At 69.8% G+C, this 18573-nt stretch carries 20 protein-coding genes and 1 pseudogene; 6 read left to right on the forward strand and 15 right to left on the reverse strand.

Annotated features, from left to right (window positions below; genetic code table 11):
* Nucleotides 1-2: 2 nt before the first annotated feature.
* Nucleotides 3-125, reverse strand: coding sequence for a hypothetical protein (locus OHU89_RS03640; protein ID WP_405639741.1), 123 nt, complete (start codon nucleotides 123-125; stop codon nucleotides 3-5).
* A 107-nt stretch (nucleotides 126-232) separates the two neighbouring features.
* Between OHU89_RS03640 and OHU89_RS03645 the strand changes: the two genes are divergently transcribed.
* On the forward strand, nucleotides 233-643 hold the full coding sequence (locus OHU89_RS03645) for a DUF6924 domain-containing protein (protein ID WP_405639743.1): 411 nt from the start codon (nucleotides 233-235) through the stop codon (nucleotides 641-643).
* A gap of 155 nt (nucleotides 644-798) precedes the next feature.
* Here OHU89_RS03645 and OHU89_RS03650 read toward each other — a convergent pair whose 3' ends face one another.
* The 10 genes from OHU89_RS03650 to OHU89_RS03695 all read right to left on the reverse strand — a co-directional run bounded on the left by OHU89_RS03650 (nucleotide 799) and on the right by OHU89_RS03695 (nucleotide 9756).
* On the reverse strand, nucleotides 799-2139 hold the full coding sequence (locus OHU89_RS03650; protein ID WP_405639745.1) for a ferric reductase-like transmembrane domain-containing protein: 1341 nt from the start codon (nucleotides 2137-2139) through the stop codon (nucleotides 799-801).
* 371 nt (nucleotides 2140-2510) lie between these two features.
* On the reverse strand, nucleotides 2511-3242 hold the full coding sequence (locus OHU89_RS03655) for a DUF6193 family natural product biosynthesis protein (RefSeq protein ID WP_405639746.1): 732 nt from the start codon (nucleotides 3240-3242) through the stop codon (nucleotides 2511-2513).
* 36 nt (nucleotides 3243-3278) lie between these two features.
* Nucleotides 3279-3851, reverse strand: coding sequence for an MFS transporter (locus tag OHU89_RS03660; protein WP_405654284.1), 573 nt, complete (start codon nucleotides 3849-3851; stop codon nucleotides 3279-3281).
* 149 nt (nucleotides 3852-4000) lie between these two features.
* Nucleotides 4001-5122, reverse strand: a complete 1122-nt coding sequence (locus tag OHU89_RS03665; RefSeq protein WP_405639748.1) for a lipid II:glycine glycyltransferase FemX — start codon at nucleotides 5120-5122, stop codon at nucleotides 4001-4003.
* A 36-nt stretch (nucleotides 5123-5158) separates the two neighbouring features.
* Nucleotides 5159-5887, reverse strand: coding sequence for a zinc ribbon domain-containing protein (locus OHU89_RS03670; protein WP_405639750.1), 729 nt, complete (start codon nucleotides 5885-5887; stop codon nucleotides 5159-5161).
* 614 nt (nucleotides 5888-6501) lie between these two features.
* Nucleotides 6502-7404: a hypothetical protein gene (locus OHU89_RS03675; protein ID WP_405639752.1), complete on the reverse strand. Its 903-nt coding sequence runs from the start codon at nucleotides 7402-7404 to the stop codon at nucleotides 6502-6504.
* Between the two features lie 151 nt (nucleotides 7405-7555).
* Complete coding sequence (locus OHU89_RS03680) at nucleotides 7556-7843, reverse strand: hypothetical protein (RefSeq protein ID WP_405639754.1); 288 nt, start codon at nucleotides 7841-7843, stop codon at nucleotides 7556-7558.
* Nucleotides 7844-8088: 245 nt separating this feature from the next.
* Nucleotides 8089-8502: an ANTAR domain-containing protein gene (locus OHU89_RS03685; protein ID WP_405639756.1), complete on the reverse strand. Its 414-nt coding sequence runs from the start codon at nucleotides 8500-8502 to the stop codon at nucleotides 8089-8091.
* 83 nt (nucleotides 8503-8585) lie between these two features.
* Nucleotides 8586-8864 (reverse strand): hypothetical protein, encoded by a 279-nt coding sequence (locus OHU89_RS03690; protein ID WP_405639757.1) that lies wholly within the window; start codon nucleotides 8862-8864, stop codon nucleotides 8586-8588.
* Between the two features lie 751 nt (nucleotides 8865-9615).
* Nucleotides 9616-9756 (reverse strand): hypothetical protein, encoded by a 141-nt coding sequence (locus tag OHU89_RS03695; RefSeq protein ID WP_405639759.1) that lies wholly within the window; start codon nucleotides 9754-9756, stop codon nucleotides 9616-9618.
* 134 nt (nucleotides 9757-9890) lie between these two features.
* Between OHU89_RS03695 and OHU89_RS03700 the strand changes: the two genes are divergently transcribed.
* Together OHU89_RS03700 and OHU89_RS03705 are read left to right on the forward strand one after the other, a co-directional pair.
* Complete coding sequence (locus tag OHU89_RS03700) at nucleotides 9891-10703, forward strand: class I SAM-dependent methyltransferase (protein WP_405654286.1); 813 nt, start codon at nucleotides 9891-9893, stop codon at nucleotides 10701-10703.
* Between the two features lie 182 nt (nucleotides 10704-10885).
* Nucleotides 10886-11728, forward strand: coding sequence for a maleylpyruvate isomerase family mycothiol-dependent enzyme (locus OHU89_RS03705; RefSeq protein ID WP_405639761.1), 843 nt, complete (start codon nucleotides 10886-10888; stop codon nucleotides 11726-11728).
* A gap of 110 nt (nucleotides 11729-11838) precedes the next feature.
* Here OHU89_RS03705 and OHU89_RS03710 read toward each other — a convergent pair whose 3' ends face one another.
* Entirely contained in the window at nucleotides 11839-12090 is a 252-nt protein-coding gene (locus OHU89_RS03710; RefSeq protein WP_405639763.1) for a hypothetical protein, read from the reverse strand.
* 429 nt (nucleotides 12091-12519) lie between these two features.
* Here OHU89_RS03710 and OHU89_RS03715 point away from each other — a divergent pair, with 429 nt between their 5' ends.
* Nucleotides 12520-13164, forward strand: a complete 645-nt coding sequence (locus OHU89_RS03715; protein ID WP_405639765.1) for a dihydrofolate reductase family protein — start codon at nucleotides 12520-12522, stop codon at nucleotides 13162-13164.
* 52 nt (nucleotides 13165-13216) lie between these two features.
* Nucleotides 13217-13361: pseudogene (locus OHU89_RS03720) on the forward strand (IS5/IS1182 family transposase); the annotation flags it as partial.
* Between the two features lie 97 nt (nucleotides 13362-13458).
* Here the strand turns inward: OHU89_RS03720 and OHU89_RS03725 are convergent.
* Nucleotides 13459-14100, reverse strand: coding sequence for a DUF6461 domain-containing protein (locus tag OHU89_RS03725; RefSeq protein WP_405639767.1), 642 nt, complete (start codon nucleotides 14098-14100; stop codon nucleotides 13459-13461).
* Between the two features lie 407 nt (nucleotides 14101-14507).
* Here OHU89_RS03725 and OHU89_RS03730 point away from each other — a divergent pair, with 407 nt between their 5' ends.
* Nucleotides 14508-15434 carry an LD-carboxypeptidase gene (locus OHU89_RS03730; protein ID WP_405639769.1) on the forward strand — a complete coding sequence of 309 codons (927 nt, stop codon included), beginning with the start codon at nucleotides 14508-14510 and terminating at the stop codon, nucleotides 15432-15434.
* 152 nt (nucleotides 15435-15586) lie between these two features.
* Here the strand turns inward: OHU89_RS03730 and OHU89_RS03735 are convergent, their stop codons facing one another.
* Together OHU89_RS03735 and OHU89_RS03740 are read right to left on the reverse strand one after the other, a co-directional pair.
* Complete coding sequence (locus OHU89_RS03735) at nucleotides 15587-16852, reverse strand: alginate lyase family protein (protein ID WP_405639771.1); 1266 nt, start codon at nucleotides 16850-16852, stop codon at nucleotides 15587-15589.
* Complete coding sequence (locus OHU89_RS03740) at nucleotides 16849-18552, reverse strand: glycosyl hydrolase family 28-related protein (RefSeq protein WP_405639772.1); 1704 nt, start codon at nucleotides 18550-18552, stop codon at nucleotides 16849-16851. The genes OHU89_RS03735 and OHU89_RS03740 overlap by 4 nt, the downstream gene beginning before the upstream one ends.
* Nucleotides 18553-18573: the final 21 nt, after the last annotated feature.

An 18573-nucleotide genomic window follows, 5' to 3' on the forward strand; every position in this document is an offset into this window, starting at 1 on the left:
GTTCAGGCAGCGAACGCGATGTTGGTGACGTGCTCGTACTGACCCGCGGTGAACCCGGTTTTCTCACCTCCCTCCGGGTCGGGTACGTCCTGGCCGTCGCCGAGGTAGCGGACGAGCCTGTCCACGCGGTCCTCGTCGCGGCCGGCCATATGACCCCACTGATCGAAGACGCGCTCGCCCAGCTCGACCTGAAGCCCCCAGGAGGTGAGCGGCCTGGCAGTACCGTCCGCGTATGAACCAGCTCCCCTGCACCTTGGAAGCCCTGGTCGTACGCACTGACTTTTCCGCGGACGGTGCCTGGGACGCGCTGCGGGCGGCACTGCATTCACCCACCAAGGAGGGCTTCCTGCCCAACGTCGCGCTCGTCAACGACCGACGGTACGAGGGCTTGACGAGCCACCAGGTCCTCGACCTGATCCCTCCGGACTACCAACATCCCCTTCTTGTCCTGGCCGACTCCACCGCTGTCGCCTCGAGCGAGCTGCCGCTCCTCGTGATCTATCTGTGGGGTGAGCGTCCGCGTTGCGTCCGTGTGGTGGCAGCCGAGCTGTGGAGCATCGAGAACAACCTCTCCGGCGCCAACATGGACTTCGAGGACTTCGCCCGTGCCGTCGACAACGACGGAGTTCTCCGCGGGTTCTGAGTCACTGGCCGCCAGGCGGTGTCAGGCTGCGGAGCCAAGGGGCGTCCGCCCTATCGGATACCTCTCTCACTACGAATGTGGGTCCGTTGCCTGCGCTGGGCGGCGAGTAGTACGTCGGCGTCACCCCAGCGCCGGCAAGCGTGTCCCCCTTCCGGTCAGGCCAACCCGAACCTCTCGGCGTGCACCTGTCGCGCGGGGACGCGCAGGTCTCGCAGGCCGGCCAGGACGGCCGCGGTCATGGCCGGCGGCCCGCAGACGTAGACGTCGCGCATGGTGATGTCGGGGACCAGCTGGTGCAGGCTGCCCGCGCCGAACGGAGGGACGCCGCCGTCGCCGGTCCGGCCAGTGAGCAGGTGCAGGCGCCCGCCCCGCAGGGCCAACAGGCGGCGCACCTCGTTCAGCAGGACGGCGTCGGCCTCACTGCGCACCCGGTACAGCACGACGACGTCGCCGCTCGCCTGCTCCTCGAGCATGGCCCGCACCGGCGTGATCCCCACGCCGCCGGCGATCAGCAGGGCGCCCGGCCGGGTCCGGTGCAACGAGGTGAACGCGCCGTAGGGCCCCTCGACGTAGGCGCGGCTGCCGACGGGGAGGTTGCGCAGGCCGGCGCTGGCGCTGCCTACGGCCTTCGCCGTGAGGCGCAGGCCGCGCCCGTCGGGCGCCGCCGAGAGCGAGAAGGGGTTGGCGAGCCACCAGTGGTTGTGGCCGGGGAAGCGCCAGATGCAGAACTGCCCCGCCCGGGCCGGGAGTTTGTCGAGGTGTCGACCGGTGACGTACACGGAGACCACGTCGTGCGATTCCGGCACCACGGCCGTCACGCTGAACCGGTGGTAGGCGTTGCGCCACAGCGGCACGACAAGGCGCCCGGTCAGCAGCGCGCCGAAGGCGAACAGCCACAGGATCCACCAGTAGGCCGTGGCGAACGCTGAGGACGTGAACGTCGTCGTCTCCTGCAACTGGTGCACGAACGCCAGACCCAAGGCCACGTAGAGCAGCAGGTGCAGACCGTGCCAGACCTCGTACCGCAGCCGCCTGCGCAGGGACCGGGTGGAGAACACGCCGATCACGACGATGACGGTCGCGGCGAGCATGCCCAACAGGGAGGCGGGCACCCCGCTCAGCGCGACAAACGTCTTCGCCATGGAGGTGTCGTCGAGTGTCGCGAAGCCGAGGACCACGAGCGTCGCGTGGGTCAGGACGGTCCACAGCAGGGTGAAGCCGACCCAGCGATGCCACACCGTGAGCCGGTCCATCCCGATACGGCGGTCCAGCCACGGCAGCCGGGCCACGAGAAGCAGTTGCAGCAGCATCAGCAGAGCCGCGTGCAGTCCGAAGAACTTGGCGACCGTGAGCACCTCGTTCTTGCCCGAGCCGGCGCTGATGAACAGCGCTTCGACGATCACCACGTTGGCGATGACGAATGTCCACATCGCCCAGCGTGCCGCGTCCACCGGAAGCACAGTGCCTGTTCGCACCGTATGACTCTCCGCCACCATGGTTGCCCCTCACTCCCCCGTGGGCCGCGGTACGCGTGCGACCCGTGTGCACAAACCCCATGAAGACCGAGGAATTTGGCTGGATACGCACCCCGATCGCGTAAGAATACGGCCGGTGGGCCAGTTCCGTTCATGCTGGAACCTTCCTATCTGACCGCCAATCGGCGCATTCGACGGTTCGTTCGCTCAGGCAGTGCTCTGGCTTCGCCTTGCCCTCCGAATCACTGCACGTCAGCAAGCCGCCCGGGAAACCGATCGGCGGCGACGGGCAGGCCGACGACGCGTACACCGCCGTCCGGCAGCTACCTCAGGACTAAGCGTCCCTCCGGTCACAGGCGCCCCGCGACCAGCAATGGAATCGTCCTACCGACTCAAAGGCCTGGGTCGCCCTCGCCGGGTAGGCCGCGCAGGATCACCGCGATGGCATCCGCCGCCCCGTCCGCTTCGTGCACCTGTCCGTCGGCGAACTGCACGCGGTAGCGGCCGTTCCCGATCGGCATGGCCCGCGGCAAGTCATGGCAGATGGGCGGCGCGGCCCGGCGGCTGAAGGTGAGCCAGTACATGCTGCGCCCTGGCGACAGGGCCCGAAGCCGCGGCTGTGCGAAGGCGGCCTCGACGAGTTCGTGCAGCGCTGCGTCCTGAGTACGCGCGGCGGCCTCGCGCAGTCGGCGCCACCGCACCGGTATCGCCTCGCCGCGCTCATGAGCCTCGGCCAGCTCCCAGGTCCGCAGGAAGGGCCACTGCGTGACGAGTTCACGCACCCGAGGCCCCTGCAGCCAGGAGTGCATCGCCCCGACGACCTCGGACAGGGTCTGGGTGCTGCCGGAGGCCATCTGGATCTCACCGGCCCAACAGTCGACGGAGAAGCTGCGCGTCCTGCTGACCATCAGGACATTCACCGAGCGACCCTCGGCCTCCGCCCGCGCGGCCACATAGCGCCAGCCCGGTGAGGACGTCAGCTCGACCGCAAGCCCGTGGCCCGCGTGATCAGCCACTGCCTGCAGGGCACTCTGCAGGCTCCCCGCCTGGACGACCTCGGGATAGAGCGTCGCGTACTCGTCCATGGGATCGTTCGGCACTGCGCCGGGAAGCTGCTCGGACATGCGGTCGAGTCTGCCAGGCCGGCGCGCCGCCGCACGTCACTGCCTGGGGTCGGCAACGCAGCGGGCCCCAACGAGCAGCACCGTCCAGGCCGTAACAGTCAGCAGCCCGCCCGCGAGGAAGGCGGTACGCGCCTCGTCGAACGACAGGATCAGTCCGCCGAGCGCGGCGCCCGCCGCGATGCCGGCGTTGTAGGCGCCGGAGTTCGCCGCGAGTGCGATGTCGGTACGGCCCGGTGCGCAATGCAGCATCGCGTTCTGGGTGGCCATGAACACCGGCCCGAGCGCACCGCCCATCAGCACCAGAAAGACCACCACCGCGACCTGGTGGGCGCCGGCTGCGTACAGGCCGAGCATGCCCACTCCCTGGGTCGCCAGCGCGGCCACCAGACTGGACACGACCAGCGCGGCCAGGACCCCTGTGAGCACATGACGTCGCGGGACGGCTCGTACGGCGTGGGCGAGCGGCACGGATGCCACGGCCACCGTCACGCCGTATCCAGTGACCAGGAAGCCGACCGCCGGCAAAGACACCCCCAGGCTTTCGGAGATGAGCTCCAGGAGGCCGACGGGCAGGTTCTCCGCCGTATTGAAGGTGAACGCGGCCAGCATCAGGCCCCCGAGCACAGCCGGCCCGTGCCATGGAGCTGGTTGCGTCGCAGCCTTCCGGTTCCGACCTGGCCTCGCCCGTCGGTCCAGCTCCGTGGCACCGTCCATGGACCTACCTCACCGAGCTCCCCCATCCCGCCGCAACCGCAGCGTCAGCGGCGGGACATGTAGAGGTCGAGGGCCTTGTGCAGCACCTTGCTGAGCGGGAAGTCCCACTCGCCGAGGTACTCGACGGCCTCGCCGCCGGTGCCGACCTTGAACCGCAACAGCCCCAGCAGGTGGTTGCCCTCCTCCAGGGTGTCGGTGATGCCGCGGAAGTCGTAGACGCCGGCGCCGAGCGCATGGGCGTCGCTCATCATCCGCCACTGGATGGCGTTGTTCGGCTGGACCTCGCGCTTGTGGCTGGTGGAGGCGCCGTAGGAGTACCAGACGTGCTCGCCCACGGTCAGCATCGTGGCCGCCGCGAGCACCTCGCCCTCGTGCTGGGCGAGGTAGAGGCGCATGCGGTCAGGGTCCTCAGCTGTCAACGCGGTCCACATGCGCTGGAAGTAGGCCAACGGGCGGGGAATGAACCGGTCCCGCTCGGCGGTCTCCACATAGATCTCGTAGAAGGCGGGCAGGTCCTCGTATTCGCCCTTGACGACCTTGACGCCGGCCTTCTCCGCCTTCTTGATATTGCGGCGCCACTGCTGGTTCAGCCCCTGATGGACCTCCTCCAACGACCTCCCTGCGAAAGGTACTTGGAAGACGTAGCGCGGCTGGCCCGCGGCGAAGCCGTCCTCGCCTCCGGGCTCGGTCTGCTGCCAGCCCATCCGGCGCAGCCGGTCGGCGAGGTCGAAGGCGCGCGGCTCGTGCACGGTCGCTTCCACGTCCCGCAGTCGCCCCGCCTGCGGGTCGGCGATCGCCGCCTTGACCGCCTCGGCACTCCAGCGGCGGGCCACCACGGGCGGCCCCATCTTCACCGAGAACGCACCCTGCTCCTTCAGGTACGCGAGCATCGGCTCGAGCCACCGCTCCAGATCCGGCGCAGCCCAGTCGATGACCGGCCCCTCGGGCAGGTAGGCGAGGTACCGCTTCAGCTTCGGCAACGGCCTCAGCAGTACCAGTCCCGCACCGACGAGACGGTTACTCTCGTCGAACCAGCCCAGGCTCTCCGCCCGCCAGTCCGGCTTCACATCACCCCACGAGGGAACCTGCATGTGACTGACCGCAGGCCGGGCCCGGACGTAGGCCAGATGATCCTCACGGGTGATCGCCTTCAGGCGAAAGCTCACGCGGCGCTCCTTTACTCGATGCACAAGCGTCTCTGATCAGCTAAGCGAACCTATGTGAACCGTAAGGTCTGGCACGGGTTCTGCCCACCGTGGTGGGGCAGCATGAGCGTGGAGGTGGAATCCTGCGCCGAGTGCTGCTCCGCGTGGCCGGTGGCCGGTGGCGGGTGTGCTGATCGTGGTCACGCCCTGGTACCGGTGGGCTGCCCGAGGCAGCCGCCGCCGGTCCGTTGGTGCGTGTCCCTCCGGACGCTGGCCGGCGCGCCCCGAAGGCCGTACCGGGGAGGGAACCTCACGTCGCCTGGGCATGAGGTGGTTGGTTCGCGGCCGGGTGGGACCGGTCTTCGACCGGTCCGTCCGGCTGGTCTTCAAGGCGGCCGTGATGACGGCCTTGGCCTCCAAAGTGTCCGCCACCGTGCGGATCATCATGGTGGCGCTGGCGCGGTCCACGACGGTCTTGGTCTGGTGGGCGAGGCCGCGTGCGGCGATCCGCCGCCAGGCGCCCTGGTCGCGGTCGCCCTGCCAACCACACTCACGGCTGCGGCAGATGCCCCACTTCCAGCCCGACACGGTGGGCCGGTCGGGTGCCTTGCGGTGCCTGAGTGGCGTGAGGCAGTGCGGGCAGTGCTTCGAGGTATTCCTCGGCGGCACCGTCACGACCGCAATGCCGGCCTCGGCTGCCAGGTGCCGCATACGGTTGCCGATCTGCCCGCGCACGGTCTGGGACATGCGCGTGTTCTGGGTGCGGCCCATGCCCCCGGCTTCCATCGACCCAAGGTCCTCCACATAGATGACCGTGGCCCCGACCGCGGCGGCCTGATCGACGGCCCCCGTCCAACGCCCACTGACGAAGCGTCATTGGGTGGATCCCGAGACGCTTCGCAGCCTTGGACATGCGCAGCAACTCCATACACACGACGATACATGCACAACACTAGGGATACCTAAAGAAGTTGCTGAGCCTACTGAGGCGTACGGCACGTCCAGGTGCTTCGTGCACACGCTCGTCGTGCCGAAGCACGCCGAGTACGACGGTCAGTGCACCATCTGAGGAGGCGGCTTCGCGTGACGGAGCCGAACAGTTCAGCTCCGCAGGCTGCACGGCCCGGACGTGGGGAGTCGCCCGAGACCTACAGCCGGACGGCCACCGCGAACGGGGGGAGAAGTGCGCCTGGATTGCCGCCGGGGAAGGCCCCGGAGTCAACGCAGCGGGCGGCTTCCCTCGTACCATGGGCGCCGTGCGCGGCCGGATCCCGGGTGGGCGCTCGAGCGCGCGGCGCGGCCCGGAACGGCTGACCTGGCTGGCGCGTCTCGAACGGTTCGTACACGCTCCGCTCTCCGACGAGACCTCCCGCCGGGGTCCCGGGCCTGCGCGTCGCCGCTCAATCAGGCGTGGCGTCGGAGCTGCTCACAGCCGCGCCGCTGGACGGCACGGACGACGCCGAACCACTGGAACTGGAACTGAGGCCGGCGCTGGCGCTGGGACCGGAGCTGGTGTCCGACGCCGTGCTCGCCGGCGCGGCAGAGGCAGAGCCTGCCGTCTGTGGCGCCGTACCACTGGACGCACCCGGGGTGGGTACCTGGCTGTCGGCGGGACCGGGGGTACCGGCCGAGCCGCCGCCCACCGAGACCCCCCTGCCCGGCTCATTCTTGACCACGGCCGCCACCGGCTTGCCCACGATCAGTTCCAGCGCAGTCACCGTGACCATCGCCAGGGCAAACACCAAGCCCGTAGCCAGGGTGTACTTCCTCCATCCGATGGATCTGCGGACGGAGCCACCACGGTAGGTGGTGACCGACTCGCCTCCGGGATTCGCGGAGGCTCCTGTCGTCCCGCCGCGCTCGCCATCCGGGCCACCGGATCCCAAGGGCGGCCGGACGTCGCCAGCCTCGGCGTCGGCTAGTGTCCCGAAGGCCTCCCGGGCGTCTGCGCGGTGTGCCGCCCGCTCCTCGCCCGGCGTCCGCGGCACTCCCACGGGCGGTACCCGGCTGCGGATCCCCTCGCCTGTCCGCCGGAAAGCATGCGAGAAGACCGCCGCGCCGGTGGTCGCGCTGGCACTGACCACAGCGGCGCCGATGATCGTCCCGGTCACCCCCAGCAGCGATGCCAGCACGGCGCCCGCCACGGTCGCGAGCGCGCTCGCGACTACCTGCACCAGAGTCAGGTCGAGGACCTTGCGCCTGGGCGCCCGCGCTTGCCTGAGATTCCCCATCGATGTCCCTTGATAGTTTCGCAGCCCGACAGCCGTCGGCGCCGTGACCATCGGCGCGACGGCGGACAGCATGGAAATCCGGGCGAAACCTCGCAGGCCACAGTGTGAGGGCCGGACCTGCCCGGCTCGCGCTGGGACACGACGCCGATGTGTCTGCGGGACGAGGCCGTCGGCGCCCTGAGCCGGGACAGCGTGCGAACTCGGCCGGCTCAGCAGGACGAGGTCAGGTCCTGTTGACCCGACCGGCCACCGCGTGACCGATCAGTAGGTAGACCACAGCCGGCAGGCCGTAGTCGACCACGGTGCGCCAGTTGTCCGAGTGAATGGTGAACAGATCCCGCGACCAGCCCGACAGCCAGTTCGCCGCGTCGTGGACCCAGGAGACCGTGCTGTTGGTGGTGTTGGCGTCGAACAGGTAAAGGGCGATCCACAGGATCAGAATCAGTGCCGCGATGTCCGCGATGATGGAGATGACCGTCCCCGCGGGGCTTCCGCCGTAGCGCCTGGACATGTCCAACGACTTGCCCTGCCAGTGGAGTTGAAACCTCTCCGCTCCGGCTTAGGACACCGTTTCGCGGGCGGCGTCGACGGGTTGGGGCGCAGGAAGAAACGCCGAGAAGAGTCACCCCGGCTACAGCGACCAAGAGCAGTGGCCCCGCAGGTGCCTGTGTCGTCCGTAGACGGTCATCGGTGCGCCAGTTACCTTTCGCCGGCCGTACCGGGCCGGTAGAGCAGTCCATGCGCCGGCAGCGCGAATCACGGCCTGCCCCTTCCGGACGGCTCGGCCGCCGGTGCCGAGTCGCACGCTCGGTCCTCCGCGTAGAGCCGGCGCAGCGCATGCCGCAGCGCATGCCGCAGCGCATGCCGCATCAGCCGCGAGAGCGGCTCACCCTCCCAGGCGGCGACCACGGCCGCGGACACGTCCGGGAGGCTGGCGTTGCACTGTCGCGAGATGTCCACCAGCAGGTTTCTGGCCGGCCCACGGCGGCAGGGGGCCAGGATCATCACCATGCCGCACGCCTGATCGATGACCATACGGCCGGCCAGTGCCCGCCGCAGCTGATCGATCTCGGCACGCAGCTTCGCGGCATCCCGGCCCCTTGCGTTCTCCGCCCACTCCTCAGCCGCCTCATCCCACCAGTTCTCCGGGAGCAAGGTTGTGCGATGCATGGCATCCACCTCTCCACGATCTTCACGCGTCCGGTGCGGCGAAAGCCGCCCCGAAGCCTCCGAGCGTCGGGCAACTTCACTGCTCACCCGCGTCGTTCGCGGTCCCGACGGTCCTCGCGCCGCCAACGCGCCCGGTTCTGCCGGCTGTAACGGCGGGCCCAGCGGTCCTGACGGTCCCGGCGGTTCTCATAGTCCCGGTAGTCCCCGAGATCGGAACCGTCGCCGCGGATCCAGCCTCCCCCGCGATCGCGGCCGTGCCGAGTGCCACTGAAGACCAGCACGGCCGCGGCCACCCACCACAGAGGGTTGAGAAAGCCCAGGCCGAACAGGACCACGACGAGAACGAGAAGCAGAACGAACACGGCGGGCCTCCCCGGAGCGGAACAGAACATCACCGCCGGGGGCCAGGGCCTGTACCGACAGCGTAGTCCTCCCCAGAGATTGCGGACAGCGGCCCACGTCGCGTCTTCCGCCGGGGCCGGATGGCCACTTGCCGTCTGTCCAGAGAACGCGGTGACGGCTACCGAGCGTCCCCGCCCCCCGGCCGGGGATGTCCTCCCAGCCGCGGATCCTGGCCGCGAGCCGGCTCGGGGGCGCGTGCAACGGGGCACGTCGATCTGGAAGTGGGACTCGGTCGGGCGGCGGAAGCGGGCGGATCGCGATCGCGGTCCCCGAAGCGTGGTTGGTCGCGCAACCCTTCAGCTTGCCGTTCGCGGGGCGGCAACCGATCGCCTCTCCCGCGATGAGCGTGTCGATCTCGTAGTGGTGGCGGATGACATGGACAAGCACGGTGGCCGCCTCACCAAGGCGCCGGGCCACGGAAACCGAACCGCCCGGTACCTGACGGGTCCAGATGGTTCCCGAGGCGTCGAACTGCGGTTCCATCGGCAGCCGCTGGTGCTGGTGCTGGTGCTGGTGGGGTGTATACGCGGCGCGTCTTCGGCGCCCGCGCGGACGCGGATGCCGGGGAGGAGGCCGCGAGGGTCCCGGGACCCTCCGCTGCGGTCAGGCCGAGACCGGTGCGCAGTACGCAACGGCGCGGCGGGTGCGGGGATGAGAGGGAGATGCCGGTCCTGTCTGAGAGCGAGGGTGCCATGGGCGGCGATCGGTGCGTCACAGGCCGCGCAGGGGCGCGTTGTACTTTTCGAGGACCCGGTGGAGGCCGAACATGGCCGTGCCGTAGCCGTGGGCTCGTCCCTCGGTGCCGTTGCAGCGGACCAGCGTGAGGCGGGTGCGCTCCTCGACGGTGACCATGGACCTCCTCCTCGTTCACGAGGAGGAGGAAGTCAATGTGCAGGTGCTGCCACACGTTCCACCGATCGTTCTCGTTGGCGATCTTCTAGGCTGGCGCGGTGACTGATGAGCAGGAGCGGGTGGAGCCGTCGGGAGTGTGGGCCACGGCGGTGAGGGTGGCCAGGGTGCGGGCGCTGGAGAGCGAGCGGGAGAACGCGCTGTTCCGCGACCCACTTGCACGGGCCTTCGCCGCCGCCGGCGGCCTGTGGCCCTCCTCGCCGCCGACCGGTGACGAGGCCGCGCGACGCCGCCGGCTGGCTGTGTCGTTCTCCATCGTCATCAGGACGAAGTTCCTCGACGACCTGTTGCAGCAGGCCTCCGCGTCCGGGGTCCGGCAGGTCGTGCTGCTCGGCGCCGGCATGGACAGCCGGGCCTTCCGCATGGACTGGCCCGAGGGCACCCGGCTCTTCGAGGTGGACACCGCTGCGCCACTGGACTTCAAGGGTTCGGTGCTGCGCCAGGAGCGGGCCGTCGCACGCTGCGAGCGGATCACCGTCGCGGTGGATCTGCGTGAGGACTGGCCAGGCGCGCTGGCCGCCGCGGGGCACGACCCGACGGTGCCGACCGTGTGGATCGCCGAAGGACTGCTGATCTATCTGCCCGAGGACGCGGTGGAGTTGCTGCTGGCCCGGATCAGCGCGCGGTCGGCGCCAGGCAGTCGGATGGGGCTGACGTTGGGCTCGCGTGGCGTGATCGAGCGCTTCGGCGCGGACGCCGAGCCGGGATCGGCGGCTTCCATGTGGGTCTCGGAGATGCCCGACGACCCTGTGGTCTGGCTGGCCGGGCACGGCTGGGAGGCTGACAGCCACACCCTGCGCGAGCGGGCTGCCGCCTACGGCCGCCCGATCAGCACCCCGCCGCAGCACGAGGAGCGACCCGGCGGACTGATCTCGGCGATCCGCCGGTAGAGCGCCTGCCGGTTCCCCAGAAGATCGATGCCAAGGGCCTGATGAGTGGGACCAGGCTCATGCGCGGCCAGCCGGTCATGCGCGCTGGCCGCCTCGAGGGCGCACGGCCCGTGCCGCGCGCATGCTGCGTGGGCTGCGAGAATCGCTGTTCTGTTGCCGGAGCACGGTGATAGACACCCGGAGTGGAAAAGACTCTGGAGTTGCCCGATCTGCTACGGCTGATCGACGAACGGTCGACCGCCTTCCGCGCCGCGGTCGCCTCCGCGCCCAGCCTCGACGTGCAGGTGCCGACCTGCCCCGAGTGGACGCTGTTCGATCTGGTGCAGCATCTGGGCGAGGGGCGCCGCAAGTGGGCCGCCATCGTCGCGGCAGGGCCTGCCGACGCTCCCCCGGCCAAGTCCGTATGGGGCGCTCCGGCTGTGCCTCGGGAGCGCGGGGCCTTGCTGGACTGGTGGGCCGCGTCGGCGCAGCAACTGCTGGAGGCGCTGCGGGAGTCCGGCCCGGATCGCGGCTGCTGGACGTGGTGGGATACGTCGCAGTCGCCGCAGACCGCCCGTGGCGCAGCTCGGCACCAGCTCCAGGAGATCGCGCTGCACACCTATGACGCCCAGATCACCGTGGGTGCCCCGCAGCCGCTGCCGGACGAGGTGGCACTCGACGGTGTCGAGGAGTTCCTGTCCACCTGTTGTGCAACGACGAGCGCCTGGCCGCACGAGCCTGCTGCCGTTGACTACCACGCCACCGAGGGCCGCTCCTGGCGCCTGACGCTCTCAGCTGACGGCGCACGGACCGCCCGCCTTCCCGAACCCGGCACAACTCCCGCCACCCCGGCCGACGCATCCCTCCGAGGCACGGCCGGTGAGCTGGTGCTGGCCCTGTACGGCCGCATTCCGGTGGACTCCCTGAAGGCCGACGGCGACCGGCGTATTTTCGACCAGCTCCTGGCCTGGGACCCGGATGAGTACCACGTCGTACGCCCCGAGGACATGCCTCCCGCGAACGGCTGCACCCATGGCTCAGCATGAGACCCGTAGGCGGCGAAGGCAGAGCAGGCTGCAGGCCAGTTCGAGTAGGCCCTGGTGGGGGTCGGCTCATCGTTCTTAGCGGAAGCCGTGGGCGACGCCGCGTCAGGCGATCATCGGTTTGATGCCGCGCTTCCGGTGGCGGTGTCGTGGTCCGCGATGACGCCGGGGAGGCGGTGGCCGAGGCGGACCAGGTGGGCGGCGAGGATGTCGGCCTCCTCGAGGGTCAGCGAGGTGAGGTACAGGCGGCGGGGCGGGGTGCGGAAAAGGGCCGCACGGACCTCGCCCGCCCGCTCCAGCAGGCCGAAGACGGGGGCGTCGGCGCCGTACGCGACCGCCCCGCTCGTATGCAGTGCCTCGGTCACTGTCAGCGGGACGGTGTGCAGGGCAGGGCGCGAGCGCAGAAAGTCTCCGGCTCGGGCAAGAAAGCCGTCAAGGTCTTCGGTGAGGTGCCAGCCATCCGGATGCATGCCTCATGATCCCGCAGCACGTGGAGGTCGGGAGCAGTCCGCCATCCCGAGGTGGGATCGTGAGCGGCCCAGTCGAAGATGTTCTTTGCCAGGGAAGCTAGTGGCTGCAGGTCATGACTCTGCCACCGACCAACTTCACTGTCATAGGACAACCGTGTACCCCGCCCCGCTGGTCGCGTTCCGCCTGGCGCCCTCGCACGGACCCGCGGCCGTGGCCTGCGGCTGTCGACACGTGGATCGAGGCAGACTCGTGCACGACCGATGAAATCAGCACCTTGGTCCGGTCGTACCGAACTACGACCCCCGCGCGAAGGGACTGCGCCCATGAAACTGACGACCGTCACGAACGTCTCCGTCGACGGAGTGACGCAGGGACATCGACGGATTGATGCAGGGACCCGGAGCGAAGCCGACGCGCCGGACGAGGACGGCAGTGGCGGATTCGAGCGCTTCGGATGGGCCCCACCGCTGCTCGACGACGAGGCCTCGACGTTCATCAGCGGGGCCTTCCAGCGCGCCGACGCGTTTCTGTTCGGCCGACGGACCTACGAGATCTTCGCCGGCTCCTGGGGAGCAGGCATGGATCAGGGAAACCCCGTCGGAGACGCGTTGAACGCACGGCCCAAGTACGTCGCCTCGAACACGCTCACCGACCCGCAATGGGCGGGCACGACCGTCCTGTCCGGTGACGTCGCGGGCGCCGTCGGCGAGTTGCGAGCCGAGCCGGGCGGTGAGCTGCAGGTGTGGGGCAGCGGCAGCTTGATCCGCTGGCTGCTCGACCACCGGCTGGTCGACGAGATCGTGCTGCTCACCTACCCCGTGGTCGTCGGCCAGGGCACGCGGCTCTTCCCCGCCACCGGCCCGGACACAGGACTCGAGCTGGTCGACCTGCAGTCCACCCCGAACGGGCTGACGATCCAGACCTACCGCACCACCGGTCGCCCGTGGTACGAGACGGCCATGACCTGAAGCAGGTAGGAGTCCGGGCCCATCCGGACCAGCAACTTCACCGACGCAGTGGTCGCCCGTACACCGGGGCGATCAAGCCTTGAAACGCACCGGGCATGCCCGACGGCTATGGCATATCGATTGGGCGTGTGTTGGCCGGAGTGAACCGCCACGACTCCCCGCTCCTGGTCCCAACGCTCGACCTGTTGAGCGGCATTGCGATACGCCTCCAACCCCATGATCAGCTGGGGGTGAGCCGGATCGAGCTATAGCAAAGCGTCAAACCCAGCGTCGTGGTCGGGCCGTTGCGGGGTTCTACAAGATCTCGACAGCCCCGGGCGGAACCGGTCCCTCGCCCGCGTAGGTGTCGCCCAGTGGCGCCGACGGCGCGTCGTCCTCGGCGAGCGTCAGGCTGGGCCAGGGCCCGGCGAGGGTGGCGTCGTCCAGGGTGATGCCGAGGTGGTTCAGTACGAGGGCCACCGCAGGTGCCATCCCGGCATCCTCGCGTTCGTGCGCGGCGAGCGCCGTTTCCACCCGATCCCACCAGGGGCCGAGCGGTTCGGACCGGGTGTGCTCCATGCCGGGCTCGAAGTACTCGACACACTCGCCGTCACGCCAGTACTGGAAGACGTCGATCCCGTCGGTCGTCGCCAGGCTGTATGTCTCGGTGCCACGGGACAACTCCGCGAGCGCCTCTCTCCCAAAGCCGATGCCACCTTCCTCCTCGACGCAGAACGCCCATTCACCGATCCTCCCGGACCGCAGCAGCGAGACCATCCCGTCACCGGAGTCGTCCGAGACCAGGTCCGAGGCCGTGTCCCAGTCGAGCAGGCGTGCCTGGTCCGGGTCGGCCCCGTACCGGGTGAAGACCTCCTCGGGGCTCAGGTCGCGGATAAAGGTGACGCACATCCAGGCCACCGCCCAGCGGAGTGAATCCGTGTCCGCGTCTGACCTCATGCCTTGACTCCCTCGTTCGCCTCGGTGGCGCTCACCGGACCGCCCTGCACGCCGTGTTCCTGGCCATGCAGGCTCATGCTGCCTAATGATCTCGGAGGCTATTGCAGCAGGATCAACTTGCGGAGCAGTTCGAATCCACCCCGTCCGCACAGCTGCCACTTGATCCTGCTGATTGCGGTGCTCCGGGCCTGCTCCCGCCAGTAGGCGGGCTGGATAAGGGAGTTGAGGGTGCCGGGGTGGTCCGGTCCCGGGACGCGCAGCCCTCGGTCAATTGTGTCGCATGGTGTTGAGGGTGTCGGGATACTTCCTCGGTGACCTTTGCTGCACTGCCTCAACCGCTTCGTCCTCGTGCTCTGAGGCCCGGAGATCTCGTCGTTATCGCGTCACTGTCCGGGCCGCTCCATGCCGTGTACGAGCCCGACCTCGAGCAGGCGGTGGTCGTGCTCGAGCGGATGGGATTTCGCGTGCGTCGGGCACCGCTGCTCGAAGCGGGGCGGCATCGTTGGTGGAGCGCGGCTCGGCCGGCGGAGATTGCCGAGGAGTTCAATGGGCTGCTGCGTGATCCTGAGGTGCGCGCGATCATCGCGCATGACGGTGGCCAGACCGTGCTCGGGTATCTCGACCTGATCGACGTCGAGGCGATCGTGGCCGACCCCAAGCCGATCCTCGGCTACAGCGACATCTCCCTGTTGCATCTGGTGCTCTACGCGCGCACGGGTCTGGTCGGCTTCCACACCGACCTGGCCACCCCTGGACTCGGCGGGCACTGGCGCCGCGTTCCCGCTGCACGCACGGCGGAACTGGAGAAGCTCTACTCGACGCTGCTTACCGATACGGAGCCGATCGGTGCGCTGCCGGCCACCCCGACGTGGGAGTGCTGGCGTGCCGGTCGCGCCGAAGGCCGCCTGATCGGCGGGGTGATCAATCGCATCGTGCTGGCGCAGGCGACGCCTTACGCGCTGCCGCTCGAACGGTTCGACGGCGCGGTGCTGTTCTGGGAGGAGACGGGCGGCCAGGCCGCCTATGTGTGGAGCTATCTCCAGGTACTGCGCCACGCCGGCATCCTCGATCGGATCTCCGGCATGGTCGTGGGCATTCCGCACGCGATCGACGGACTCGACTCGCCCGACGCGTCACCGACCCTGCGCGAGATCGTCCTCGACGTCCTCGGCGACCGTGACATCCCGGTCCTGGGCAACGTCGAGTTCGGACACGCCGGCCCGAATCTGCCGATGCCCGTCGGCATCCGCGTCGCTCTCGACGCGCAGCAGAGGAGTCTGTCGCTGCTCGAACCGGCAGTACGCCCGCTCACGGCGACCGCAGCGGGCGGCTGAGCAACGCGGATCTGCTCAAGGAGAAGGTCGTACTCCCTTGGTACGCCGACTCCTGCCTCCTGGAGGGCATCCTGCGGGTGCCGTGGCCAGTGCACATGGACGGGGTGATCGGCCCGGTCCCCGGTCCGTGGTCCGGCTGGCGTCATGACCGGTCAGCCCGCGATCGAGTCCAGCTGCTCCGCCGCCGGGCGCAGGGCCCACAGGTCGCCGCCCGGCGGTTCCTGGAGCAGGGGGACCGCGCGCCGGGCCCTGCTGTCTCCGGCGTCGGCGGCCGCGTGCACCACGTCGGTGGCCGCGTACCGGTGGAAGTCCAGCTCCGGATGTGGCCAGGGGGCCGTGGCCGTCGCCGCGGGCAGCAGGTAGTCCACCGCTTTGAACAGGATCTGTCCGTCGGGGCCCCGGTAGGCCCACAGATCCACTCCGACGTGCCGTCCGATGTCGGCGAGCCGGGTGTAGGCCACCAGGTCGAAGGTGGAGTAGTGCCAGCTCCTGGTCCGGGCCAGTTCCTGGGGCTGGCTGCCGTCGGCGGCGATCTGCGGTGCGAGGCGCCGGGCGCGGGCGTCCAGCACGGTTCGGCGGGCGAGGCCCTTGTCGCCGGTCGCGTGGGCGAGGCCGGCGAGCAGCAGGTCGTAGAAGGTGCCGTGGTTGTTGGTGGCCGCGGCCTCCTGGACGCCGAAGTCGCTGTGCGCGAGCCAGTCGAGGAAGTCGGTGTTCCATCGCGTCATGGCGGTGCGGTCCGTTCGGCTCCAGCCCGGTGCGCCGGTTTCCAGCAGGGCGATGGCGTCGAGGACGGCGGTGTAGGACTGGGAGAAGTCGATGATGCCGATGGCCCGGCCGTCGTGTTTGCAGGGGATGAACTGCGCGTGGTCCAGGTTCGGGTTCATCCGGGTAGCCGGGTCCAGGAACCAGGTGCGCAGCACCTGCCCGGCCTTCTCGGCGTAGCGCCGGTCGCCGGTGTAGTACCAGGCGAGGGAGAGGTCGTAGGCGGAGTCGAAGGTCTTCTCGACGTCTTGGCGGTCGGTGCCGGAGTCGACCTCGGGGTTGCGCTCGCCGTCGCGTTGGACGTACGGGCAGCCCCAGGGGTTGTCGGTGGTGGGGGCTTGGCTGGGCCACCAGTAGGGGGCCTGGCTGAGGTAGTCGTGGACGTCGCCGCCGGGCGCGGGGCGGGGCTTGTCGACGACCGTCCAGGGGCCCTGGTCCAGCCATCGGTCGGCGCGGGCCGTCAACGCGACCACGGCGCGCCGGAGTTGCCGGTCCCCGTGGTCCAGGCGCAGCTTGGTCTGCTGGATCCGGGCGCCGTCCAGGACCACCGTGTGCGGGACGCGCGGCGTGCTGTGAGCGGCCACCGGCGCCGAGAGGCCGGTGGTGCAGGCGGCGAGGACCGCGACGAGGAGGCAGAGGCGGGAGCGCATGCTCATCGTCGGCTCTCGTCCCGGTCGGTGGGCGCGAGTCGGCGTTGGGCCTCGTACAGGTTCGGCGGCCGGACGGCGTGCGGGCTGCCGTACAGCTCCAGGCGCGTGTGCAGGTCGCCCGTGAAGTCGGGTACGTCGGTCTGGTCGAACTCCTCGACCTCGTCGATGCCGACGGTCGCGGAGTAGGGGGCCAGTCCGTCGATCCGCACCAGGCCCGCGCGGCGGTTGGTGACGCGGATGTTCCAGTGGGCGAAGCGGGCGCCGAACAGCGGCCCTGCGCTCGCGTCCCCGCCGTGCCGGCCGGTGTTGTTGACGGTGATGTCGGTGCGGACGTTGGCGAAGGGCAGGCCGCGGTGGCTGTCGAAGGTGCCCATCCTCGTCTCGCCGCGCGACCAGACGTTGTACGACGACAGCCCCTCGACGTTGATGCCGTGCAGTTGCGTGTTGGCTGGGGCCGGGGTGGTGCGCTCCTCGATGGTGAAGTCCTCGACGAGGTTGTCGTGCGAGCCCTCGCGGCAGAAGTAGGGGTGATGGGAGCCGCGGCCCGTGACCCTCGTGCGGCGCAGGGTGCACGCGGAGGCGGCCACCAGTCCGAAGCCGTTGTCGACGTGGCGGACCGTGACGTCGTCCACCCAGCAGTCGTAGGCGCACTGCAGGACGACGCCGTTGTAGCCGGTGTCGAGCAGATGCGGCTGCTGCGGGGTCTGCACGGCCTCCAGGGTCAGACCCTCCACCCCCGCGCCCGTCAACGCCTCTGCGTGGGTGGTCAGTTGCGGGTTCCACTCCGGGCGCAGGTCCAGCGGGAGCGGCCGTTCGAGGGTGACCCTGCGGCCGCGGACGCGGGTGATGCGTACGGGCCATTCGTAGGGGACGTACGACGTCAGTTTCGTCTTGTCGTCCCAGACGTAGCCCTGGGGTCCGGGGCCGCCGCCGCACATGTGCTCCAGCAGGGTGTGGTCGGCGTCGTCGGACAGCCGCAGCAGGACCAGGGCGCCGGGGCGCAGCGACGATGTGTCGGCGGCCGTCACCGTCCAGGAGCCTTGGCGGGCCGGGTCCAGCGCGGTGAGCGGGCGCCATTCGTCGCGGCGGTTGCCCGTCCAGCCCTCGAAGGGCCACGCGCGGGCCCGGATGGCGGCGACGAGGGAGGTCCAGCGGGCTTCGGGGGCCAGCCAGATCAGGCCGCCCGCCCAGGACCAGGAGGACTTGTCGCCGCCGTAGCGGGAGCCGTACACCCCGATGAGTTCGGTGAGGCTCTTGGTCGCGCGGAGTGTGGTGCGGCCGCTGCCGGCGCCGCGGAGGACCACGTCGCAGTGGCCGAGACGGATCACGTCGTCGATGCGGAATGTGCCCGGTGGGACGGTGACCGTGCCACCGCCGGCCCGACCGGCAGCGGCGATGGCACGGTTGATCGCGGGTGCGCAGTCGGTCGTGCCGTCCGCCACGGCGCCGAAGTCGCGGACGTCGGCGACGACCCGGTGGCGCGGGAGGCGGCTCACCCCGCCGCGACAGCCTGCCCGCCCGACGAAGGGGATCTGCGGATGGGTGAAGGGTGTGTGGGTGAACTCGCCCCACAGACGCGGTACTTGGGTCGTCGTGCCGGCTCCGGTGCCGGTCGCTGCCGCGGCGTGGGCGCCGGCCGTCACGGTCCCGGCTCCTGCCGCCACCGCGACGGCGCCGCCCAGCAGGGTTCGCCTTGTCAGGCGCATGACATTTCGAGGGTCTTCGGT

Source organism: Streptomyces sp. NBC_00019 (genome assembly GCF_045041015.1).
GTDB lineage: Bacteria > Actinomycetota > Actinomycetes > Streptomycetales > Streptomycetaceae > Streptomyces.